Raw genomic sequence first — 22026 nt, 5'->3', positions numbered from 1 at the left:
CGAGAAACGTCCTATATGCAGGAATGTGCTTCCGAAGGGTTTGCCATTGATGGTTACTATCGGGATGGCAAAACAAGTCGGGAAACCCTGGCTTTTCTTGAGGAGGATAACCATCGATGGCAACTGGTCGGCAAGGGCGGCAGCTGCGTTGATGGACAGTTCGAGCGTATGGACGACCCCAACATTCTGGTATTAAAAAATGAAAACGGCGAAATATTTGGTACGGTCCACGTGGCGTATATTTCTCGCCGACGCGATCAGGGCTTGCTCTACCTATTTAGAGATACCAGGGTGACCCGTTTTTATCTGGTGAGTACCGGTCCGGCGTTTACAGTGGAGTCTGGCGATGTCGATGCGGACAGCTGATTCACGGCAATAGAACGGCGAGCGGGGCGCGGGTGTGAACTGCGCCCCGCTATTTGCTCGTGTCCGTATCGCGTCTGCGCCTCGTCGTAGCTTGCGTCCGTGCGAGCATTCATCCCGCGCCGGCATCACTTCACATCGAACTCCACGCGATCGAGCTCGGGCACATTGAGGTCGATGAGCTTGCGGGCGACGTGACGGTCGTGTGCCCCAAGCGCCTCGCTTGTCGTCACATGGGCGACAGTCTCGCGCTCGACGATACCCTCCTCCCTGCCTTCGGTGGCCGAGGTCTCGACGGCAACGGTGTAATCCTTAAAGCCCGGCAGCACCGCGGCAAGCTCGCGCGTGGTTTCGGTGACGCCATAGCCGTCCTGCACGCCGGCCTGCGCCGAGCCAATGGATCCCGCGGTCATAACGATGCAGGGGATGGCAAAGATCACCGTGCCCACGATGATGCGGCGGCGCACCTTGCGCGATAGCTCGTCGACCTCGGCGTTTTCTTCGGCGGTCACAATGCCGTCGCCGTTAAGGTCGCGCTTGAGCGGCACGCGCAGAAGAAGTAGTACGGCTTCGGCCGCGAGTGCGATAAAGACTACGTTGATGCCAAACTCGTAGAGCGCCGAGAGAAACAGCGACCCGCTTGCGATAGCGATGCCATAGCCCGCCGCGCACAGGGGCGGCATGAGCGCGGTCGCCACGGCAACGCCGGCGATGAGCGTTGCGGGCTCCTGGTCGCGTGAGTTGCCTAGGCCGCCCGCAAAGCCGCCGGCGAGCGCGACAGCGAGGTCCCACACGGTGGGCGTCGAGTTGTCGATAATGGCGGCTGTGGTGGTGCCAAGGGGCGAGAGCTTAAAGTACAACGTGGACGTGACCAGGCAAAAGGCCATCTGTAGAGCCAAGCCCGCGACGGCCTCGAGGGTAATCTCGCGGTCGAGTGTGGCAATGCCGTATGCCATGGCAAGAACCGAGCCCATGAGCGGGCAGATGAGCATGGCGCCTACAATGGCGATATCCGAGTCGATATCGAGGCCGATGCTCGCGATCAACATGGCAATGATCAGGATGCATAAGTGCGAGCCAGTCAGGCGCGCCCCGTTTACAAAGCGTTTGCGAATCACGTGATAAGGCGCGCGTCCCTCGCGAATGTTGAATGCCTGCTTAAGGAAACGGGTGACATTTTCCATGGCCTCGCTGTGGGCGGGGCGGATGCCATGGCGCCGATGATGGCGCTCGCGCAGTCGCTTGAGCTGTTGTTTATCGAGTTCCATGTCCACCTCGTATTGCCGTAGGAACGCGGGTGCGTTCGCAGCATGTACTCTACACCGTGACGGGCGGGGCGGTCATCTTGACATGGAACTTAGGCGAGCAGGCAAAGGAAGACACGCCACATGCGAGTACTGCTGAGGGTTTCGGCAGATACAAAAAAGCGCGGGGCCGGATGGTCTCCGACTCCGCGCTCTGTACGGGTACGTTGTTGTTGGGTTTAGCCCAGCAGGCTCAAACCGACAGAGATGAACGCCAGGATAACGCCGACGATGGACTCGCCACCGAGCAGGCCGCTGGCGACAACCAGGCCCTGCTCCTGGAAGGCGGCGTCCTTGGCGGCCTTTTCCTCGTCCGAAAGACCGGCCTCGGCGTCGCGGTGAGCGACCCACTTGTCGTAGGCGAGCTTGACACAGGAGCCCAGGAAGGCCGTGAGCGACATATAGAACGGCAGGTACACGCCCAAGCCGATCATCATGGCCGGAATGCCGAGCCAGTACATGACGATGCCGGCGATAAAGCCGCCCGCAAACCACGGCACGCTCGGGATGCCCGAGACCATGGTGGCGACGACGCTTGCCTGCGCGGCAACGAAGCTCTTGTCGGGACCGAAGGCGTCCGGACCATAGGCGGTGACGAGCGCGACCATGACGGCGGCGGCGACCAGGGCGCCCACGATGCCGCCGATGGCCTGGCCGACCCACTGTGCGCGCGGGTTGGTGCCCAGCACGGCGCCGGCCTTAAAGTCGTTCATGACGTCGCCCGCAAGGCCGCACGCCACGGCCACGATGCCGGCGATAAAGAACAGCTTGACCTGAGCGAGCTGCGCGAAGGCGGCAACGATGAGCATGACGATGAGGCCGAAGATCTCCATGGGGTCGATGCCCGTCTGGCCGCAGCTCTGCGCGCTCATGATGGTGGTGACAAAGGTGAACAGCGTGACGATGACGGCCGGAACGGGGCCAAGGTCGAGCACGATGGCGATGATCACGGCGATGACGGCGGCGCCCAGGCCGATGATACCGGCGTCGAGTTTAAGGGAGCCCGAGATGAGCGACTGCTCGTCGGTGTCGGTGGAGCCGTCGGCGGCGAGGCCGCGGACGATGCCGGCGACCTGCGGCAGGATGTCCTTAAGGACGACGGCGACGCCAAAGCCCATCATGAGGCCCATACCCAGGGACTTGACGATACCCTGCGCGGTCACAACATCGAACAGACCGGCAGCGGTTCCGCCGACAATGATGCCAAAATTGCCCAGCAGCGCGCCGGCAAACCAGAACGCGACCGGGGCGAAGCCCACGAGGAAGCCGACGGAGAGCAGCATGGGCGAGTTGTAGATGGCAAAGGTCACGCCGGGGATGTTGAGCGTGCACAGCATACTGGGCACAATGCCCAGAGCATCGCGCAGCACGCTGTAGATGCCGGCGATGGCCATGGAGCCAAAGAGCTGCTTGCCGGTCTTGCCGCCGGCCTCGGTGGCGCGCAGGGTCTGAGCTGCGGCGTTGCCGGTGGGGAACTCGAGCGCGGCGTCCACGATAAAGTGACGGTGGATGAGCGCTGTCGCCAGAAGGCCCAAGATGGTGCCGGCGAGTGCCACGATAAACATGTCGAGCCAGCTGATCTGGTCGGCATAGCCCAGCATCCAGGCGCCCGGGATGGTAAACGCCAGACCGCCGGCGACCATGGCGCCTGCGGACATGATGGTGTGGGTGACGTTTGCCTCGTTGAGGCTGGCGTTGCCCATGAGCTTAAGGAAGAACAACGAGATGACGGCAGCGAAGACGATCGGCCAGGGGAGTGCGCCCATCTTGAGGGCGGTGTAGGCCGAGCTTGCCGTGATGATCACGCAGCCAAGGACGCCGATGACGACGCCGCGCAGCGTGAGTTGCCCGCGCATCGAAGCGCGGTTCGAGGGATTGCTCATATAGAACTCCTTTGCGTATATCCGCTTCCCCGGGAGCGCCGCTACGGATACGGTGCGGGAAGTCGGGTTACCAAGGGCCGCCGCGTGAGCTCGCAAACGACCGCGCACCAGTATAGCCGCAAGCTAGTCATTTTGGGATGACTGGTTTAGGTAGGCGATATACTGCTGGGCAGACGAAAGGAGCGTCGACGATGCTTAATGGGTGCACATATATATTGACGGTCGACGTGGGCAACACGTTCATTCGCTTTGGCCTGTTTGCCGAGGATTCGGCCGCGGCACAGGAATGCCCGCTTGCGACGTGCGAGATCACCACGCCGTCGAGCATCACAGCAGACGAGGCACGCATGCGTCTCGTGCAGGTCATGGCCGCACTGGCGGCCGATGCGGGCATGCCGGGTGCGCTTGTGCCCGCGGCTGCTGTGCTGAGCTGCGTGGTCCCGGCGCTCGAGCGCCCGTGGAAGGCGGCACTTTCCCGTACCTGCACGGGGCGCGTGCTCACGGTGGGGCCGGGCCTCAAGACCGGCATACCCGTGCACTACGATGACCCGGCCGAGATTGGCCCCGACCGCATCGCCGACGCCGTGGCGGCCCGCGCCGTCTACGGCTCGCCGTGCATCGTGATCGACCTGGGCACGACGACCAATATCGAGGTCATCGACGCGCACGGTACCTTTGTCGGCGGCGTTATCGCGCCAGGCCTGGCCCTCGGCGCCCGTTCGCTTTCGGCGGCAGCAGCGCGCCTGCCGCAGGTTGAGCCCTCGGCGCCGACACACGTCATCGGCCGCAACACGCGTGAGGTCATGCGCTCGGGCGTGGTTCTGGGCGAGGTGGCCCGCATCGACGGCATGCTCGACATGGTGCTTGCCGAGATGCGCGCGACCAAGGCCGCGGGGGAGGGCGATGTGCCCATCGTCATTACCGGCGACGATGCCAAGGCGCTTGCGGCGCTGGTCGGTCACAGTCTGACGGTCGACGACGCGCTGACGCTGCGGGGCCTCGCCGAGCTCTACCACATCAACCAAAAGCCCCGCCGCGCGTAGCGATGGGGCGGTGGGATAAGCGCCCCTACCTTTCACCTGCTACAATGGGTCAAAATATTGCGATTTCGGAGGTGTCTGGCATGTCGGACGATCTTCATCAAACTGCGTCGGGCAAGCGCCGCGACGTTATTAGCTGGGATGAGTTCTTTATGAGCGTGGCCATCGCCGCGCAGCGCCGCAGTAAGGACCCCAACACGCAGGTGGGCGCGTGCATCGCCAACACCAACCACCGCATCCTTTCGGTGGGCTACAACGGTACGCCCTCGGCACTCAACGATGACTTTTTCCCGTGGGGCACGAGCGATGACCCGTTGCAGGACAAGCACAACTACGTAGTCCATGCCGAGGCAAACGCCGTGCTCAACTACCGCGGCTCGCTCAAAGACCTTGAGGGTTCCACGGTCTACGTCACGCTGTTCCCGTGCCACGACTGCGCCAAGATCCTGGCGCAGGTAGGTGTAGGCGAGGTCGTCTACCTGGACAACAAGTATGCCGATACCGACGACGGCCGTATCAGCCGCCGCATTCTCGACTCCTGCGGCATCAGCTACCGCCAGGTCATCGTCGATGTCCAGATTGGTACCGGGGGACAAGCTCAGCAGTAGCGCGTGCCAACGCCAGCTGGCGGCAAAACAGCCAAAAGAGCCCCGTCCCAAATTGACTACTCGTGAAAGTCGCGTCTGCGCGCATGGACGGCTCGTGAGCGGGTACATGGCTGTAGTAACATAGCTTCTGTCCGCGGGCGTGCCCGCGTTGTTGTGAGAAAGGAGCCCCTGTGGCTGTTAACGAAGAGCTGCTTAAGAAGGTTCTTGAAGAGATTCGCCCCAACCTGCAGGCCGACGGTGGCGATATGGAGTATGTGGGCGTCGACGACGAGGGCGTCGTCAAGCTGGAGCTGCAGGGCGCCTGTGCCGGCTGCCCCATGAGCTCGCTAACCCTTTCCATGGGCATCGAGCGCATCCTGAAGGAGCACGTGCCCGGCGTTACCCGCGTTGAGCAGGTCAATGCTTCCGGCGAGGCCGAGGACCTGTACGACGAGTACGCACCGTTCTAAGATGCGAAAGCTGCGGACGGTACGCTCCGCATAGACGTTACGCCCAAATATGCGGCTGCGAGCGTAGGGCCCGCGGCCGCATTTGTATGTAGGGAGCAGGGGATCGATATGCTCAACGACCTCTACCATATGCTTGATCCCGTCGCGATCTCGGCGGGCCCCATCACCATCTACTGGTACGGTCTGGCCTACGTGGTCGGCGCTCTGCTCACGGCGGTCGTTATGTACCGCACGCAACGTCGTTGGGGCTTCGACATTACGATTGATGACCTGACGAGCGTCGTGGTCGGCGCGGTCTTTGGCCTTATTATCGGCGCGCGCCTGTTTTACGTCGTCTTTTACGGTGATGGCTACTATTTGGCCCACCCGCTCGAGATCTTTGCCACCAACGAGGGAGGCATGAGCTTCCACGGTGGCCTGGTGGGCGGCATCTTGGGCGGCATCATCGTGTGCCGCATGTACAAGCTCGACGCCTGGACTTTGGCAGACCTCGCGGTCATCGGTGCTCCGCTGGCCCTGTGCCTGGGGCGCTGCGCCAACTTTGTCAACGGCGAGCTGTGGGGCAAGCCGACCGATCTGCCCTGGGGCGTGATCTTTGGCGGCACCGCGGGCGATATGCCGCGCCATCCCTCCCAGCTCTACGAGGCATTTCTCGAGGGCATTGTGCTCTTTTGCATTCTGCAGGTGCTCAGCCGCAAAAAACCGCTGCTACCCCAGGGCACGTTTATGGGCGTGTTTGTGATGGGTTACGGCATCGTCCGCTTCCTCATTGAGTTCGTGCGCGTGCCCGATGCCCAGCTGGGTTATCTGTTGGGCGGCGTTATCACCATGGGCCAGTTGCTGAGCTTGCCGCTCGTGATCGCCGGCCTGGCGCTCATCATCTTCGCCCGACACCGCAATCAGCCCCAGCGCGTCTACCTGGACGCCTAACCACCAAAACCACCACAAAGGGGACAGGCACCTTTGTGGTGGTCTTGCCGAGTTTGATAGGTTTCTAGAAAGGCTTTCGGACTGTGAAGGATTCCGACCTCTCCACAACGGCTGCGCGCGACGCTGCCCGCATCGTCTGGTTTAAGCGCTATCCCGCCAAGCAGACGCTCATCGCATTTTTGCTCGCGCTGTTGGCGACCACGGCGTTTTCCATCGATCCCGCCCCGGTGTCGAGCAACGCGGTCTTGGCGATTGACCCCAAAGCCTCGGGGATGCTGTACGTGTGCTACGAGGTGCTCCTCTCGTTTGCCGGCCATACCGACGCGGTCATGCTGCTTGCGCTTGCCTGCCTGCTCACGCTGCCGTTTCGCTACGTATTCTTTGGCCGCGGCGACGCTTGGCGTCCCTCGGTGATCCTTCCGTCGCTGTTCTTTGCCGTCTGCATGGTGTTTGGCCGCAGCTACGACCTCACCGATTCGGCCGAGATCGTGCTCGGCGACAAGGCCCGCATTATCTGTGCCTGGATAGGCGGTGCGGGCTGGATGCTCTTGGCGGTCGTTGCTTTCTACCTGGCTTTTGAGTGTCTAGATTGGTTGAGCTCTCGGCGCATTCCGTTTTCCGAAGCGCACTTTGGCCGCGTATGGCGTGTGGCTCACGCCGTGCTCTCGGTCCATCCCTTTGCCGGGCCCTTCCTGGTGCTTATGGTCGCCTGGGCGCCCACGCTCATCGCTTCGCTGCCCGGCCTTTTTATGGGAGATACGGGTGCGCAGATTCGCCAGTGGTTCAACTACCCCAACGGCACGAGTGACTACCTGCGTCTGCTCAATCCCAATGTGTTGCTCAACGGACATCATCCCGTGGTGCACACGGCTATCATCGGTTCGTGCGTCCAGCTGGGGCTTTCACTGTTCAACAGCGCCAACGCAGGTCTTGCCATCTACACCTGCGCTCAGTTCGTCATTACGGCCGCCTGCATGGCCTATTCCATCTCGTCGCTGCGCAAGCTGGGCGTGAGCCTGCCGGTCCGCGGCGTGATCTTGCTGTTCTTTGTGTTTATGCCGATGTTCTCTAACTACGCGGCGTTGCTCACCAAAGACGTGCTCTTTGCCGACGCGTTCTTGGTGCTGCTGGTACAGACCGTCAAGCTCGTGGCATGTGGCTTGCCCCGTCGTGATGCCAATGTCGAGCGAACGGGCGAGAAAGCCCCCGTGCTCTTTGCGCGCCACGACTGGCTGCTGCTTGCTCTGGGCGCCATGGGCTCCACGTTTCTGCGTAACGGCGGCCTGGTGTTTCCCCTGGCGGCATGCGTAATCGCGGCGGCGCTTTGCGCATGGGACGTGCATGTGGCTCGTCGTGCAGCCAAGCAGGCTGGTGCTGCGCCTTCGGGCGCCACCCTGCGTTTCCGCTGGGTGGGAGTTCTTGCGGTGCTTGCGCTCTGCCTTGCCTCTAATATGTACTTCACCAAGGTCTTTATGCCGGCACACGACATCACGCCTGGTTCCAAGCGCGAAATCCTCTCGATTCCGTTCCAGCAGACGGCTCGTTTTGTCCAAAAGCACGACGGCCTCAACTCGGGCGTCAACCCCACGGTTAAGGAGGACGGCACCATCGTGGAGGCTCCTTGCGACGGCTTGGTGACCGACGAAGAGCGTGCCGTGATCGACCGTGTGCTCAAGTACGAGAATCTGGGGCGCCGTTACAACCCGGATAAGTCGGACGCCGTCAAAAATTGCTTTAACGAGTACGCCTCGCAGGAGGACATCAAGGCCTATTTTGAGGTGTGGGCCCAGATGTTCAAAAAGGATCACGAGTGCTATATCTCGGCGCTCATCAATAACTACTACGGCTACTTTTATCCGAGTGCCCGCGATGCGTGGGTCTACAGCACGGCGCGAAGTGCCGAGATCATGGCGAAGCCCGATAACCTCAAGTACTTTGACTTCCATCCGGTCGATAGCAAGGTCGTGCGCTGGTGCGACCACCTGATCAACCTGTATCGCGTGGCAGTACAACGCGTCCCGTTTATCTCGCTCACCATGAGCTCGGCCACCTATGTGTGGATCACGATCGCCGTGGTGGTCTATCTGCTACGTCGTCATTCGTGGCGCGGGCTGGCCATTTGGGTGCCGCTGCTGGGCGTGCTCGCCGTGTGCCTGATCGGTCCCTGCAATGGCTCGACCTACATGCGCTACCTGTATCCGGTCATCGCCTGCATGCCCTTTGCCATCGGCGCCACCATCACCCGCAGCGACCTCCTCTGGTCCTAATTTGGTGCATTGGGGTCAGGTTGCTTTGCACCAAAGGGTGGCATCATCACGACGCCTTCATTTTGGGGTTTATCTCGCAGGCCAGTAGGTATATCATAACGACGTTTGTTTATATTGCCCGAGCATCTGCGCTGGGCTTTAGGTCGAAACCGATAGGAGACACGTATGTCCGGACACTCTAAGTGGGCCACAACCAAGCATCGTAAGGGCGCGCAGGACGCCAAGCGTTCCGCCCTCTTCTCCAAGCTGAGCCGCAACATCACCGTTGCTGCCCGTCTCGGCGGCGACCCGCTGCCCGAGAACAACGCCAGCCTCGCCGCTGCCGTTGCCAAGGCCAAGGCTCAGTCCATGCCCAAGGACAAGATCAAGTCCGCTATCGACAAGGCCTTCGGTTCGGGTGCCGACGCCGCCGTCTACGAGAACATCGTGTACGAGGGCTACGGTCCCGCCGGTGTCGCCGTCTACGTCGACTGCCTGACCGATAACCGCAACCGCACCGCCGCCGATGTCCGTTCCGCCTTCTCCCACGCTGGTGGCAACCTGGGCACCTCCGGCTCCGTCGCCTTCCAGTTTGAGCGCAAGGGCCAGATCGTCGTCGCCAAGGAGATCCTGGACGAGAACGCCAAGAAGGAGACCATGATCGCCAACGGTGCTGCCGGTGACGAGGATGAGTTCATGATGGCCATCGCCGAGGCCGGTGGCGAGGACTACGAGGACGCCGGCGAGGAGTGGATCGTCTGGACTACTGCCAACGAGGTCATGGCTGTCTCCAAGGCGCTCGAGGAGCAGGGCGTCCAGGTCAAGGGTTCCGAGACCACCATGGTCCCGACTACCCCGACCGAGGTCTCCGGCGCCGACGCCAAGAAGGTTCAGCGCCTCATCGACCGTCTCGAGGAGCTCGACGACGTCCAGGACGTCTACAGCACCATGGACATGACCGACGAGGTCATCGCTGCCCTCGAGGAGGAGTAGCGCCTGCACGGGTTAAGCCGTGCATATCTGGGCATAATGAAGCGAGCATGCAAGCCTCGTGGAATAGATGAGCCGGATCCGCGTGCGTATGGCACCGGACCCGGCTCTTTTATAATGATGCGAATCGTTTTGCATTCTGTGGACCGAAACCTGAAGGGAGCGCGCGTGCGCGTACTCAAACGAGCCCTAGCGATCGTGTATCTTGCCGCCGCCATCGTGGCGCTGGGTACGCTTGTCTGCCAGTTCTGGGGACCGTATACGTATCGCTTTATGCTGCTGTTGCGTGACACCATGCCTCGCGTCGTCGTTACGGTGTGCGCCGCTATCGTGGCGCTTGGCGTGCTCATCGGTTTTTTCCGCCTGATGTTCGCGCGTCGCGAGCCGTCCTGCGTGCATCCGGCGGGGGAGCGCAATATCGAGGTCACGCTCGCAGCGCTTTCCTCGTGCGCCCGTGCCGCGGCGGAGTGCGATGATCGCGTGATGGTTGAGCATATCGAGGCACGCGTTCAAGGCCCCGACGAGTCGCGCGTTCGTTTTAAGGTCGAAGCCATCGCGCTCGATGATAAGGACGTTGCCGCTCTTGCCACCTCGATGCAGCAGCGCATCGAGAAGGCCTGCGACACCATGCTCGGCACGCCGGGCACGACCGCGCGCGTCCGTTTTTTGCCGTCCAAGACTACCGTCCAGACCGTGGAGGTTTCCGGTGAGTGATACCAACCAAGACAAGACCGCCCGCACGCCGCGCCTGACGATCGACCAAAACGCTACGCCGGCAGGCGAGTCTGCCGACACCAAGCCCGAGGCCGGCGAGCAGCGCGACAGCGCCGCCAACGACTTTGACGAGGCCATGGGTCTCATCAAAGGTACGGGCGCTGCTATCTGGAGCTATGCCGTGCGCCACCCCAACACTACGCTCGGCGCCGTGGCAGGCTTTATCCTCGCCGTGTTGGTACTTACGTTGGGCCTGTGGGACACGCTCGTCATCGCATTCTTTGTGCTGATCGGCGCCGTGATCGGCCAGATTCGCGACGGCGAGAACGGTATCGTCAACTTCTTCGGCCGTCTGTTTAGCGGCCGCTAATATGTATTCGACTGTCGCATCCGCGGCAGGCATAAGGAGGAACCATGGCTTTTAACACGAAGGTCGATGTAGCCGATACCGAGCTCGAGGCGAATGAGGCCGTCGCCGATGCCGGGGACGTGACGCTCGAGGACGAGGCGCTCGTCGAGGCCGAGTCCGATGCGGACGAGGATAACGAGGAGATGGATGAGGAGGCGGACGAGTCCGAGGACTCGCTGACCTATTCCAACGGCGTGATCGAGAAAATCGTCGCCATGGCCACCCGCGAGGTGCCGCACGTCCTGGGCATGAAGGGCAACCTCATGCACTTTGTGCAGGAGCAGTTTGGTGCCGAGAACCTGACCAAGGGCGTGACGGTTGAGGTCACCGATGACAACCGCGTGATCGTCAACATCTCGGTCATCATCGAGTACGGCGCCTATGCGCCTGCGATCTTTGACGACGTTAAGGCGCGCGTCACCGAGCGTCTGGCCGCGATGACCGGCCTTGAAGTGGCAGGCGTCAACCTGCGCATCGAGGATGTCATCACCCCCGAGGAGTACGAGCACCGCACCAGCCAGCACGAGTAACCTACCAAAAAGGGATGTTTATTTTGGCAGGTTTTACCTGCGAAAACGCTAAACGGTCGACCGCGCAAGCAAAAGTGCGGTCGACCGTTTTCTATATGCCCCCGATGCAGGCATACCGCTCGTCTAACTAAGGGTTGCAATCTTCGCGTTCCGCGTTACCCTAATGGGCGCATTGTTTCCAAATTGTTAACGAGGGGTTGCCGTAATGGCCGACGAACACGAGACCGAAAGCAAGGCATGGGCGATTGAAGCCGCTGCGGCAGAGGCGGCGTCGCGTGCCGCCGAGGAGATGCATCGTCCTCCGGTGGTGCCGATGGAGCGCGTTGTCGGTCGCGAGGATATCGAACGTGGCGAGCGCGCCGGCCGCAAGCGCAGCCAGGAGCCAGGCTTTCCGCGCTTTTTTGCCGAGCTCAATCTGGGCCTGATCCTCACGGCGTTCGCCATTGTGGCCTTTAAAACCCCCAATCACTTTGCCTTCGGCGGCACCTCGGGCGTGTCGGTCATTCTTTCCACGCTGTTCCCGACTCTGCCCGTCGGCGTCTTTATGTGGATTATCAACGCGGTCCTGGTCATCCTGGGTTTTATCTTTTTGGAGCGCAAGGCAATCCTTTGGAGCGTCTTTGCCTCGTTTGCGCTTTCGGCCTACGTCTCGCTGTTTGAGCTCTTCATTCCGTCGGATGTTTCGATGACGGGCGATATGTGGCTCGACCTGTGTTTTGCCGTCATCTTGCCGGCGCTGGGCAGTGCCATTGTCTTTGACATTGGCGCCTCGACGGGCGGCACCGACATCCTTGCCATGATTCTCAAACGCCGCACGACGCTCGAGATCGGCCGTGCCTTGTTGCTGGTCGATATCGGCATCGTGACCATCGCGGCTTTCCTGTATGGCCCGCGCGTCGGTCTGTACTGCGTGCTCGGCCTGTTTGCCAAGACGCTCGTGGTCGATAAGGCTATCGAGAGCATTCACCTGCGTAAGGTCTGCACGATCATTTGCTCCGAGCCCCTTAAGGTCGAGGAGTTTATCGTCAAGCATCTCAACCGCACGGCAACGATCAGCCGTGGCTATGGCGCCTTCTCGGGCAAGTGCGTCACGGTGATCATGAGCGTGCTGAGCCGTCGCGAGGCAGTGCAACTGCGCCGCTATACCCGCGAGATTGACCCTGGCGCCTTCATCACCATCGTCGATAGCTCCGAAATCGTCGGCAAGGGCTTCCGCGGCACGAACTAGCCCGGGCGTACCCTTCGAATCATTGAATAAAGCCGCCTACGTTGCAAATCGGTCATCTTGGGGTATTTGTCCTCACATTGGGCGATAATGATGCCAAAGACACCGTTTGCGATCCAGGTGATTCGCTCTAGATACGAAGGGATGATTTCGATGTTCTGTTCGCAGTGTGGCGCCCCCATGGGCGATAACGACAAGTTCTGCGGCGTGTGCGGTGCCCCTAATACCGAGGTCAAGGCCGCCGGCCCCGCTCCGCAAGCTCAACCTCAGCCGCAGGGTCAGCCGTTTGCCCAGCCGCAGCCGTTCGTTGCGCCCCAGCCGGCTATGAACGCGCCCAAGGGTTGCATGGCTCAGGCCTTCAACGACATGCTTAAGGTTCCCGGCGCCTTGGTTCGCGTATGCCAAATCGCCTTTTTGCCGGCGCTGATCTGTGTTGTCTCGGTGCTGGTGCTGTTTATCCCCGTTATCGGCGGTATCGCAGCGGCCATTGGCTTTTTGCTCGCGTACGTGGCAAGCGTGTGCGGCGCGGGCTTTGCCATCGAGTGGGGTCGTGACCTGTCGCTCAAGGATGATAACGGCATGGAGCGTCCGCTGCTGCGCTCGACCTCGTTTGGATTGGGCATTTTCTCGTCTGTCATTACCGGTGTGCTCGAGTTCGTGGCCATTATTCCGGTGATTGGCGTGGTGTTCTCGGCTATCGAGAGCGTCGTGATCGGTGCCGTCGGTTCATATTATTTCAATGGTTGGAGCGGTCTTGAGGGTGCCCTCATCGGTTCGATGGGGCTGCTTGTCTTTGCCATGATCGTGTCGGTGGTACTGGGCATCTTCTTTAAGATGTTTGGTGATGCCGCCGTGATGCACTTTGCCGTCGCGGGGCGCGTGGAAAGCGCGTTTTCGCTCGAGAAGGTCTGGAAGTCTTATAAGGCCAACCTGGGCAAGCTATTCTGCGCCTCGATTCTTCCCGAGTTTTTGACGGGCATCGTGTCGCACATCATCACATGGATCTTCACCGCCATCTTTGGCGCCATTGCTACGTTTGGTATGTATAGCTATTACTATCGCCCCACGGGTCTTGAGGCAATCATCGAGGGCGGCGGCATTACGCTCATCCTGTTCTTGATGATCGTTGCCTTTGTCACGGTGTTCCTGACTGTGTTTGGCAAGATGCTCAAGTATCGCGCCGTTGGCTATTGGGCGGCACGTCATGCCAGCGAGTGGGCCGATGAGGATGCCGACGATGTCCTGACGTTTGTGCTCCCGGGTGAGAAGAAGCCTACTCCTGCGGGATTCAACCCCACGGCCGCCACTGGTGCTGCGCCTGCCCCGGCACCTGCCCCTGCCCCTGCACCTGCACCTGCGCCTGCACCTGCGCCCGCGCCTGCTCCGGCACCTGCCCCGGCGCCTGCCCCGGCGCCCGAGGCGACGCCTGCGGAGCCCGATTGGAATGCCGTTGCCACGCCGGCGGAAGAGCCGGGCGATAATCCTGCTGCCGAAAACAATCAAACCGAATAGTCGGTCGAGGCGCCCTGGGCAACTGAGCCCGGGGTGCCTTTTTCTACTGCGGAAGCAAGAAAATGCCTGGGAAAACGGTTGCAGCAAAATTTCTCGGGAATTGGTCAATGTTGCGCAACAACGTCGCGGCTATTGTTGAGAACATAGACGTGTAAGGTTTGAAGGCGTGCAACGCCTTAGGAAAAGGAGAAGCTTATGTTCTGTCCCACTTGTGGTTCTCCCATTTCGGATGATGCCAAATTCTGCCCTGTCTGCGGTTCTGCCGTCGGTGCCGCTTCCGCTGCTCCTGCTCCGCAGCCCGCGCCGCAGCCTGCACCTCAGCCCCAGCCTGCTCCGCAGCCCACGCAGATTCAGCCCACTCCGGTTCAGGCAGTTCAGCCTCAGCCTCAGCAGCAGTACGCCGGGCAGCAGCAGTACACCGGTCAGCAGCAGTATGCTCAGCAGCCTGCACCTGCCCCGATGGGTTATACTCCGATTAAAACCGACCGTGGCGTGATCGGCTGGCTCCTGCTTTCCATCGTGACCTGCGGCATCTATTCATATTACTTCCTCTATTGCCTCGCCCGCGACATCAATGTCATGTGCCAGGACGACGGCGATTCCACGCCGGGTCTGGCAGCATTTATCCTGCTGTCGTTCGTGACCTGCGGCTTCTACGCACTCTACTGGTACTACAAGATCGGTAACCGCCTGCAGGCTAATGCTCCTCGCTATGGCCTGATGTTCCAGGAGAACGGTACCACCGTTCTTATGTGGCAGATCGTCGGCGCGCTGCTGTGCGGCCTTGGCCCCATCTTTGCCATGAACATCATCATCAAGAATACCAATGCCATGGCAACGGCTTACAACGTCCGTCTTGGCGCTCGTGCCTAACGATAAGAGCGGCGTGAACAGCTCCCAGGGACATAAGGGCGCGGCGGAACTCATTCGCCGCGCCCTTTCTTGCATCGGCGCGCTCTTGGTCGCCTGGCTCGCACTCTACCTGCTCGATATCGGCTGCGTGTTTCGCCTGATGACGGGCATTCCCTGTCCGGGATGTGGCATGACGAGGGCCTGGCTGGCAGCACTGCGCCTCGATTTTGCGGCGGCCTTTGCCTACCATCCGCTGTTTTGGGTGGTGCCGATTGCGTTTGTGCTCGCGTTCGTGCGCGAGGAGGTGACGTCGAGCAAGCTAAAGCGCGGCATCGACATTGCGGTTATTGTTCTGTGCGTGCTGGTCGTTGCCGTATGGATCGTGCGTCTTATCAACCCGGCAGACACTGGCCTGCTCTTTGGTGGTCACGCTCCCGCCGGAGTTCCTGCCGATATCATCCACCTCGAAACCCCACGCTGGCTCACCATCCTTCGCTCTTACCTGTCGTGACGGAGGACGCGCTAGAAAAGCGGTCGACACATAAGCGGGGGCGAACGTTGAGATAACGTTCGCCCCCGCTTTGCTCTAGCTAGGTTGTTATGGGTGGGCGTGATGGCTACTCGCCATGCTTCTCCTCGTGGCGAGCGGCAGTCCGCGCATCGTGGATGCCCTTGATTGCGGCATGGCGGGCGGTGCGGGCGTCGTGCATGGCGTCGCGGGCCTCGGCGGCCGTTGCCTTGGCAGAGCGCAGCTTGGCTGCCAGGTCGGGATTGGTCTCGGCAACCGCGGCGATCGTGGGGCCGTCGAGCTCTTCTTGCGTGGGCTCGGCCAAAAAGTCGATGGCATACTGAGCGGCTACCATGGAGCCCTTGGCGAGCACGCTCTCGTCGATCTTATAGAAGCAGGAGTGCTGGGCATAGGTGGCGCCAATCTGGGGGTTGCGCGTGCCAACAAAGGCGAGCACGCCCGGTACGCGGCGCAGATACTCCGAGAAGTCCTCGCCCGAAAGCGTGCCACGGTAATGGCCCTCGCCTGCGGGGCCCAGGCACTTGAGCACAGCTTGGCGGCAGCGCTCGCTCGAGGCGGCATCATTTTCGACCTTGTAGTTGGCGATGGTGTAGTCGGTGAGTTCGGCCTCGGCGCCTAGTGCTGCTGCGGTGTGCTCCACGATGCGGCGCATAAGCTCGGGCATCTCCTCATGCGTCTTGTCGCCATAGGTGCGCACCGTGCCGGCGAGGTACGCCGTGCCGGCGATAACGTTGCGCGCGGTGCCGCCATGCAGCTCGCCGACGGTGATGACGGCGGGTTCGTAGGGGCTAATCTCGCGCGAGACGATGGTCTGCAGGGCGTTGACGATTTCGGCGGCAACCATAACGGCGTCGTGGCCGCGCTGGGGCATGGCGCCATGGCACGAGGTGCCGCGGACGTCGATGCGGAACCAGTCGGTGTTTGCCATGCGTGGGCCGGGCTCGCAGCTTACGGTGCCGGCGTCGACCTCGCTCCAGATGTGCGCGGCGTAGGCGCCGTCGACGCCGTCGAGCACACCCGTGCCGATCATGAGTTTGGCGCCCTGGCCGTTTTCCTCGCTGGGCTGGAAAACGATGCGAATCTCGCCGTGGATGTCATCGGTCATGTGGCGCAGAATCTGCAGCGTGCCGAGCATCATGGCGATATGGCAGTCGTGACCGCAGGCGTGCATGCAGCCCTCGTTGACGCTGGCGAACTCCTCGCCAGTCTGCTCGGTGACAGGCAGGGCGTCGATATCGGCGCGCAGCAGGATACGGCGGCGCGGCGTGCCGTCCTCGCGGTAGGCATCGGGCGCGGTACCGCGGAGCGTCGCCACCAGGCCCGTCTTGAGCGGACGCTCGTAGGGGATATTCATGGCGTCGAGCTGGTTGGCGATGTCGGAAGTCGTGCGCTCCTCGGCAAGGCTCAGCTCCGGGTGCTTATGGAAGTGCCGGCGCTGCTTGATGATGTAGGGTTCAAACTCGGCGGCGATATCCTGGATGGCCGCGGTGACGTCGTCTGCCGCGCGAACCTCGGTTGCCGCCATAATCTGCTGTGCCTTGGTCTTCGTCATGGTCGATTTGCTCCTTGCTGGGTTGATCGCAAAATCGTACAGGCTTTCTCCAGTATGCCACCTGCCGCTAGGGCTGGTAAAGTTGCCGTTTGCCGCTTGGGGTTTTGTAACAAGAGTGGGGGAGTACACTCGGGGGTGTTGAATTTCCTGCCAGAGATGGGGATGCCCATGCAGCATATCGATCGGATTATCCGCTCCAAGAACGTTTTTACCGCCCAAGACGGTATCGATACCGCCCGCGAGCTGGCGATTGCCATTGCGGGCGATCGCATCGTCGCGGTCGGCGCACCCGATGACGTGGTTGCCGCCGCCCCTGCCGCCACGCCGGTGGTCGATTACGGCGAACAATTTATCTGCCCCGGTTTCCATGATGCGCACCTGCACTTCTTCCATACCTCGGTCGGTTCCTCGCCGTACATGCTCATGGATATGGGCACGTCAGAGGCGGCACTGGTGCAGCATGCGCTCGAGTTTTCCCAAGGCTTGTCCGATGACGCCTGGGTCGTGACCCAGGGCTGGCGCGATTACCGCTGGGATCCGCCCGAGCATCCCACCAAGGCGTCGCTCGATGCCGCTTTTCCCGATCGCCCCTGTGTTATGTACTCGGGCGACGGGCATACGCTGTGGCTCAACAGCCGCGCGCTCGAGGCGCTCGGCGTGACGCGCGACAGCGAGCCTCCGGCGGGTGGCAGTTACGACAAAGACTCAAACGGTGAGCTTACGGGTATCGCCCACGAGGCAGCTGCTATGCAGCTGCTGCCTCGCTGCCTGGAGTGGCTGGGCGAGGAGCGCATCGCGAGCGCTTACGCCGACCAGATGAAGCGTATGGCCGAGCAGGGCATCACCTCGATCTGCGATATGTCGCTCATGCCCATGCCGGGTTGTGACTTTATTCGCGACGATGTTTACGACAAGCTGCAGGCCGCCGGCAAGCTGGGCATCCGCGCCCATCTGTTTCCCACGCTGCTGGATGACCAATCGCGCTTGGAAGAACTCCAGACCCGCTACGCGAACAACGCGCTGCTCTCGGCGCCAGGATTTAAACAGTTCTTCGACGGCGTGTCGAGCGAGCATACCGCATACCTCACTGAGCCCTATACTAACCCGCGCTTCCCGGGTGACCAGGGGCGCCTGACGGTTCCTGTCGAGCGCATGCGCAAGTTGGTTCTGGCGGCAGCCGAGCGCGGCCACACCGTGCGCATCCACGTTATCGGCGACGGTGCCATCCATGCCGCACTCGATATCTTTGAGGAGGCGGCAGAGCTCTACGGTCTGCCCCCGCACGGTCATAACACGCTCGAGCATCTGGAGAATTTGCTGCCCGGTGACATCGATCGTCTGCGCAAGCTCAACGTCATTGTCTCGAGCCAGCCTTGCCACATCACGCTCGACCCGGGTGGCCCGGAGCGCGACCTGGGCCTGGAACGCAGCCGCATCATGTGGCCGTTTGCGACCTATAAGCAGCGCGGCATCCGCCAAGCTTTTGGTACCGACAGCCCCATCACGGCCGTTACCAGCATGAACGTGCTCTACACGGCTATTACGCGCCAAGACCCTCGCAGCCACTGGCCCGAGGGCGGCTGGCTCCCCAGCGAGCGCATCGATGCGGCAACGGCCCTGCGCAACTACACGCTTGGTAGCGCGTACGCAGCGGGCGACGAGCAAAATCTCGGCAGCCTAGAGCCCGGCAAATACGCCGACCTGGTAGTCCTGGACCAAAACCCGCTCACCATTGACCCCCAAGAGCTCCAAGACACCAAAGTTCAGGCAACCTATCTGGCAGGTAACTTAATCTACGAGCGTTAACCCCACATCCCACCCCTCAGTTGCGGTGAAATAGTCCCTAAAATCGGCCTTCAAGCCCAAAAACAGGAACTATTCCACCGCAACTTAAAAGAGCACGTCCCAACAACGTGCCCCTATCTTGTGCATTCCATCCGCATCGCCATTTTGCTGCACTGACTTTTCTGAATGCCGGGCCCGAATTAGTTAACCTGGCTCCCGGGGCGGACCGGAGGGCATGAAGTTTGTCGCGAGTTCCGCACGCAAAGGAAAGCACTTAATGTGCTTTCCGTCTTGCGCAGGACTGTAGAGCAGCAAACTTCATGCCCTCCGGTCCGCCCCGGGAGCCACCTCTAAGTTATCCCCCGGCATTCAGAAAATCTAAGTGCCAAAAAATAAGATTTTTTGACTCCGTGTTGTATAACCCGCCATTCGTGGGTACCATTCAACGCGTACGCAAACAAAAAGGGTTAACCCGCGCGGCATGACCGCGCGGCCCAAAAAGGAGGAAACAAGCATGTCGTCTTTGAAGCCGCTTGCAGATCGCGTCCTGGTCAAGCCCGACGAGGCCGAGCAGAAGACCGCTTCTGGCCTGTACATCGCCAGCAACGCTCAGGAGAAGCCGCAGCGCGGCACCATCGTTGCCGTTGGCGCCGGTAAGGTCAACGACAAGGGCGAGCGCATCCCCATGGACGTTCAGGTCGGCGACGTTGTCATCTACGGTAAGTTTGGTGGCAACGAGGTCAAGGTCGACGGCGAGAAGTATCTGCTCATGCGCGCCGACGACATCTACGCCGTCGTCGAGGCCTAGTCTCGTCAGAATCTCTGATTCGTCTTTGAACGCGTCCGCCGCATAGGACTCGGAAGCGGCGACGCGAGTCACATTTCTTTTGGAGGATTACCTACCATGGCAAAGAACATTACGTTCAACACCGATGCCCGCGCCAAGCTCGCCAAGGGCGTCAACACTCTGGCCGATGCCGTTACCGTCACCATGGGCCCCAAGGGCCGTTACGTCGCTCTGCAGCGCACGTTCGGTGCCCCGACCATCACCAACGACGGCGTTTCCGTCGCTAAGGAGATCGAGCTTGAGGACAACATCGAGAACATGGGCGCTCAGCTGGTGAAGGAGGTCGCCACCAAGACCAACGACACCGTGGGTGACGGCACCACCACCGCAACCCTGCTCGCTCAGGCTATCGTCAACGACGGTCTGCGCAACGTCGCCGCTGGCGCCAACCCGCTGGCCATCCGTCGCGGCATCGACAAGGCCGTCAACGCCGCCGTCGCCGAGATGAAGAAGCAGGCCAAGCCGGTCGAGACCAAGGAGCAGATCGCTTCCGTCGGCACCATCTCCGCTGGTGACCCCGAGGTTGGCGAGAAGATCGCCGAGGCCATGGAGGTCGTGGGCAAGGACGGCGTCATCACCGTCGAGGATTCCCAGACGTTCGACATCACCATCGACACCGTCGAGGGCATGCAGTTCGACAAGGGCTATGTCTCCGCTTACTTCGTCACGGATAACGACCGCATGGAGGCCGTGATGAAGGATCCGTACATCCTCATCACCGACCAGAAGATTTCCAGCGTTCAAGACATCATGCCCGTTCTCGAGGCTGTCCAGCGCGCTGGCCGTGGCCTGCTCATCATCGCTGAGGACATCGACGGCGAGGCTCTGCCTACCCTGGTCCTCAACAAGATCCGTGGCGCCCTCAACGTCTGCGCCGTCAAGGCCCCGGGCTACGGCGATCGCCGCAAGCGCATCCTCGAGGACATCGCCGTCCTCACCGGTGGCCAGGCTGCCCTGGACGAGCTGGGCGTGAAGGTCGCTGACATCACCGCCGATATGCTCGGTACCGCTAAGTCCGTCACCATCTCCAAGGACAACACCGTCGTCGTCGGCGGCGCTGGCTCCAAGGAGGCCATCGACGCCCGTATCGCTCAGATCAAGGGTGAGATGGAGAACACCACCTCTGACTTCGACCGTGAGAAGCTCCAGGAGCGCCTGGCCAAGCTCTCCGGTGGCGTTGCCGTCATCAAGGTCGGCGCTGCTACCGAGTCCGAGCTCAAGGAGATCAAACATCGCGTCGAGGACGCCCTGCAGGCCACCCGCGCTGCTGTCGAGGAGGGCATTGTCGCTGGCGGCGGCGTCGCCTTCATGGACGCTGCTCCTGCGCTCGATGCCGTCGAGATCGATGACCCCGAGGAGAAGATCGGCGTCGACATCGTCAAGAAGGCTCTGACCGCTCCGGTCGCCACCATCGCCAAGAACGCTGGCTTTGAGGGCGCTGTCGTGGTCGACAAGGTCGCCGAGCTGCCCGCCGGCCAGGGTCTCAACTCTGCCAACGGCGAGTGGGGCGACATGATCGAGATGGGCGTCCTCGACCCCGTCAAGGTCAGCCGCGTCACCCTGCAGAACGCTGCTTCTGTCGCCAGCCTGATCCTCATCACCGAGGCCACCGTCTCCGATGTGCCCAAGAACACTCAGCTTGAGGACGCAATCGCTGCTGCTACCGCTGGTCAGCAGGGCGGCGGTATGTACTAAGGCCGACAAGGTCTAGAACTCCCACCGGGAATCCGGGGGCGGGACGGGGACTTCTCTCCGGAACGTCCTCGGACATGCAAAGAGGCTCCGCATCGCGCTTCGCGCTGCGGAGCCTCTTTGCGTCCTGCGGAATATTCCGGAGAGAAGTCCCCGTCCCGCCCCCGGATTCCCTGCGTTTACGGCCTTGAGGCCGGCGGGCGGAGAAGGATGTGGTCGATAGGGATACGTGTCCCCTTCGCTGTTTCGCGCTTTGCGCGAAAGGCGCGTTGCTTTGGGATGGGTGGGGGACGTGGTTGCTTTGGCAACTGATCTCCGCCACAAATTACCCTTGGCATACTTGCGCGAGAACCTGCTCGTGCTACACTTGCAATTGCTGTTTCAGGGCGGGGTGGAATTCCCCACTGGCGGTAAATCGGGCGGTGTCAAAGGGACGCCGTGGCGCAGGCGAGGTGTCTGCGACCGAGCCGATGAGTCCGCGACCCGTGCGTGTGTTGGTTCGCATGCCGGCTGAACTGGTGAGATCCCAGTACCAACGGTTAGAGTCCGGATGAAAGAGGCAGGTG

At 61.4% G+C, this 22026-nt stretch carries 20 protein-coding genes and 1 riboswitch; of the genes, 17 read left to right on the top strand and 3 right to left on the bottom strand.

The window, feature by feature from the left end; genetic code table 11:
* Positions 1–15: 15 nt before the first annotated feature.
* A complete protein-coding gene (locus I2H81_RS01260) occupies positions 16–366 on the top strand; it encodes a hypothetical protein (RefSeq protein ID WP_195644230.1) in 351 nt (116 codons plus the stop codon).
* A gap of 125 nt (positions 367–491) precedes the next feature.
* Here the strand turns inward: I2H81_RS01260 and I2H81_RS01255 are convergent, their stop codons facing one another.
* Positions 492–1631, bottom strand: a complete 1140-nt coding sequence (locus I2H81_RS01255; RefSeq protein WP_195644229.1) for a DUF389 domain-containing protein — start codon at positions 1629–1631, stop codon at positions 492–494.
* A gap of 215 nt (positions 1632–1846) precedes the next feature.
* Positions 1847–3550 (bottom strand): OPT/YSL family transporter, encoded by a 1704-nt coding sequence (locus I2H81_RS01250; RefSeq protein WP_195644228.1) that lies wholly within the window; start codon positions 3548–3550, stop codon positions 1847–1849.
* Between the two features lie 191 nt (positions 3551–3741).
* On the opposite strand from I2H81_RS01250, the gene I2H81_RS01245 reads away from it, so the two are divergent.
* The 13 genes from I2H81_RS01245 (at position 3742) to I2H81_RS10475 (ending at position 15566) form a co-directional block, all read left to right on the top strand.
* Positions 3742–4593: a type III pantothenate kinase gene (locus I2H81_RS01245; RefSeq protein ID WP_195644227.1), complete on the top strand. Its 852-nt coding sequence runs from the start codon at positions 3742–3744 to the stop codon at positions 4591–4593.
* A gap of 80 nt (positions 4594–4673) precedes the next feature.
* Positions 4674–5198 (top strand): deoxycytidylate deaminase, encoded by a 525-nt coding sequence (locus I2H81_RS01240; RefSeq protein ID WP_052044088.1) that lies wholly within the window; start codon positions 4674–4676, stop codon positions 5196–5198.
* Positions 5199–5368: 170 nt separating this feature from the next.
* Complete coding sequence (locus I2H81_RS01235) at positions 5369–5647, top strand: NifU family protein (protein ID WP_035137589.1); 279 nt, start codon at positions 5369–5371, stop codon at positions 5645–5647.
* Positions 5648–5755: 108 nt separating this feature from the next.
* Positions 5756–6577, top strand: coding sequence for a prolipoprotein diacylglyceryl transferase (gene lgt / locus I2H81_RS01230; RefSeq protein ID WP_195644226.1), 822 nt, complete (start codon positions 5756–5758; stop codon positions 6575–6577).
* Between the two features lie 83 nt (positions 6578–6660).
* The gene (locus I2H81_RS01225) at positions 6661–8844 is read left to right on the top strand and encodes a DUF6020 family protein (protein ID WP_271817469.1); all 2184 of its coding nucleotides are present in this window, start codon (positions 6661–6663) and stop codon (positions 8842–8844) included.
* A gap of 165 nt (positions 8845–9009) precedes the next feature.
* Positions 9010–9816, top strand: coding sequence for a YebC/PmpR family DNA-binding transcriptional regulator (locus I2H81_RS01220; protein ID WP_006234926.1), 807 nt, complete (start codon positions 9010–9012; stop codon positions 9814–9816).
* 165 nt (positions 9817–9981) lie between these two features.
* On the top strand, positions 9982–10527 hold the full coding sequence (locus tag I2H81_RS01215) for an Asp23/Gls24 family envelope stress response protein (protein ID WP_195644225.1): 546 nt from the start codon (positions 9982–9984) through the stop codon (positions 10525–10527).
* Positions 10520–10897, top strand: a complete 378-nt coding sequence (locus I2H81_RS01210) for a DUF2273 domain-containing protein (protein WP_271817468.1) — start codon at positions 10520–10522, stop codon at positions 10895–10897. Before I2H81_RS01215 ends, I2H81_RS01210 begins: the two co-directional genes overlap by 8 nt.
* 44 nt (positions 10898–10941) lie before the next feature.
* Complete coding sequence (locus tag I2H81_RS01205) at positions 10942–11466, top strand: Asp23/Gls24 family envelope stress response protein (RefSeq protein ID WP_195644224.1); 525 nt, start codon at positions 10942–10944, stop codon at positions 11464–11466.
* 205 nt (positions 11467–11671) lie between these two features.
* Positions 11672–12694, top strand: coding sequence for a YitT family protein (locus tag I2H81_RS01200; protein WP_195644223.1), 1023 nt, complete (start codon positions 11672–11674; stop codon positions 12692–12694).
* Between the two features lie 150 nt (positions 12695–12844).
* Complete coding sequence (locus tag I2H81_RS01195; protein ID WP_195644222.1) at positions 12845–14203, top strand: zinc-ribbon domain-containing protein; 1359 nt, start codon at positions 12845–12847, stop codon at positions 14201–14203.
* Positions 14204–14398: 195 nt separating this feature from the next.
* Positions 14399–15076, top strand: coding sequence for a DUF4234 domain-containing protein (locus I2H81_RS01190; RefSeq protein WP_195644221.1), 678 nt, complete (start codon positions 14399–14401; stop codon positions 15074–15076).
* Positions 15077–15089: 13 nt separating this feature from the next.
* A complete protein-coding gene (locus I2H81_RS10475; RefSeq protein ID WP_271817467.1) occupies positions 15090–15566 on the top strand; it encodes a DUF2752 domain-containing protein in 477 nt (158 codons plus the stop codon).
* A gap of 106 nt (positions 15567–15672) precedes the next feature.
* Here I2H81_RS10475 and I2H81_RS01180 read toward each other — a convergent pair whose 3' ends face one another.
* Positions 15673–17136, bottom strand: a complete 1464-nt coding sequence (locus I2H81_RS01180) for a M20 family metallopeptidase (protein ID WP_195644219.1) — start codon at positions 17134–17136, stop codon at positions 15673–15675.
* 168 nt (positions 17137–17304) lie between these two features.
* Here I2H81_RS01180 and I2H81_RS01175 point away from each other — a divergent pair, with 168 nt between their 5' ends.
* From I2H81_RS01175 to groL, 3 genes are all read left to right on the top strand, one after another.
* Positions 17305–18942: an amidohydrolase gene (locus I2H81_RS01175; protein ID WP_229107987.1), complete on the top strand. Its 1638-nt coding sequence runs from the start codon at positions 17305–17307 to the stop codon at positions 18940–18942.
* A gap of 493 nt (positions 18943–19435) precedes the next feature.
* A complete protein-coding gene (gene groES, locus I2H81_RS01170) occupies positions 19436–19729 on the top strand; it encodes a co-chaperone GroES (RefSeq protein WP_040358989.1) in 294 nt (97 codons plus the stop codon).
* A gap of 96 nt (positions 19730–19825) precedes the next feature.
* Positions 19826–21463, top strand: a complete 1638-nt coding sequence (groL, locus tag I2H81_RS01165) for a chaperonin GroEL (protein ID WP_006234938.1) — start codon at positions 19826–19828, stop codon at positions 21461–21463.
* A 370-nt stretch (positions 21464–21833) separates the two neighbouring features.
* Positions 21834–22026: riboswitch (FMN riboswitch) on the top strand.

Origin of the sequence: Collinsella aerofaciens (genome assembly GCF_015561195.1) — a bacterium.
Lineage (GTDB): Bacteria > Actinomycetota > Coriobacteriia > Coriobacteriales > Coriobacteriaceae > Collinsella > Collinsella aerofaciens_AC.
This window is presented reverse-complemented; position numbering and strand designations above follow the sequence as displayed.

Excerpts from the sequence above, each read along its gene's own strand:
- I2H81_RS01245 (WP_195644227.1), top strand. The coding sequence starts at position 3,742 with ATGCTTAATGGGTGCACATATATATTGACGGTCGACGTGGGCAACACG.
- I2H81_RS01175 (WP_229107987.1), top strand. The coding sequence starts at position 17,305 with ATGCAGCATATCGATCGGATTATCCGCTCCAAGAACGTTTTTACCGCC.
- I2H81_RS01250 (WP_195644228.1), bottom strand. The coding sequence starts at position 3,550 with ATGAGCAATCCCTCGAACCGCGCTTCGATGCGCGGGCAACTCACGCTG.
- I2H81_RS01200 (WP_195644223.1), top strand. The coding sequence starts at position 11,672 with ATGGCCGACGAACACGAGACCGAAAGCAAGGCATGGGCGATTGAAGCC.
- I2H81_RS01190 (WP_195644221.1), top strand. The coding sequence starts at position 14,399 with ATGTTCTGTCCCACTTGTGGTTCTCCCATTTCGGATGATGCCAAATTC.
- I2H81_RS01205 (WP_195644224.1), top strand. The coding sequence starts at position 10,942 with ATGGCTTTTAACACGAAGGTCGATGTAGCCGATACCGAGCTCGAGGCG.
- I2H81_RS01180 (WP_195644219.1), bottom strand. The coding sequence starts at position 17,136 with ATGACGAAGACCAAGGCACAGCAGATTATGGCGGCAACCGAGGTTCGC.
- I2H81_RS01220 (WP_006234926.1), top strand. The coding sequence starts at position 9,010 with ATGTCCGGACACTCTAAGTGGGCCACAACCAAGCATCGTAAGGGCGCG.
- lgt (WP_195644226.1), top strand. The coding sequence starts at position 5,756 with ATGCTCAACGACCTCTACCATATGCTTGATCCCGTCGCGATCTCGGCG.
- I2H81_RS01195 (WP_195644222.1), top strand. The coding sequence starts at position 12,845 with ATGTTCTGTTCGCAGTGTGGCGCCCCCATGGGCGATAACGACAAGTTC.
- I2H81_RS01240 (WP_052044088.1), top strand. The coding sequence starts at position 4,674 with ATGTCGGACGATCTTCATCAAACTGCGTCGGGCAAGCGCCGCGACGTT.
- I2H81_RS01260 (WP_195644230.1), top strand. The coding sequence starts at position 16 with ATGCAGGAATGTGCTTCCGAAGGGTTTGCCATTGATGGTTACTATCGG.
- I2H81_RS01255 (WP_195644229.1), bottom strand. The coding sequence starts at position 1,631 with ATGGAACTCGATAAACAACAGCTCAAGCGACTGCGCGAGCGCCATCAT.
- groL (WP_006234938.1), top strand. The coding sequence starts at position 19,826 with ATGGCAAAGAACATTACGTTCAACACCGATGCCCGCGCCAAGCTCGCC.
- groES (WP_040358989.1), top strand. The coding sequence starts at position 19,436 with ATGTCGTCTTTGAAGCCGCTTGCAGATCGCGTCCTGGTCAAGCCCGAC.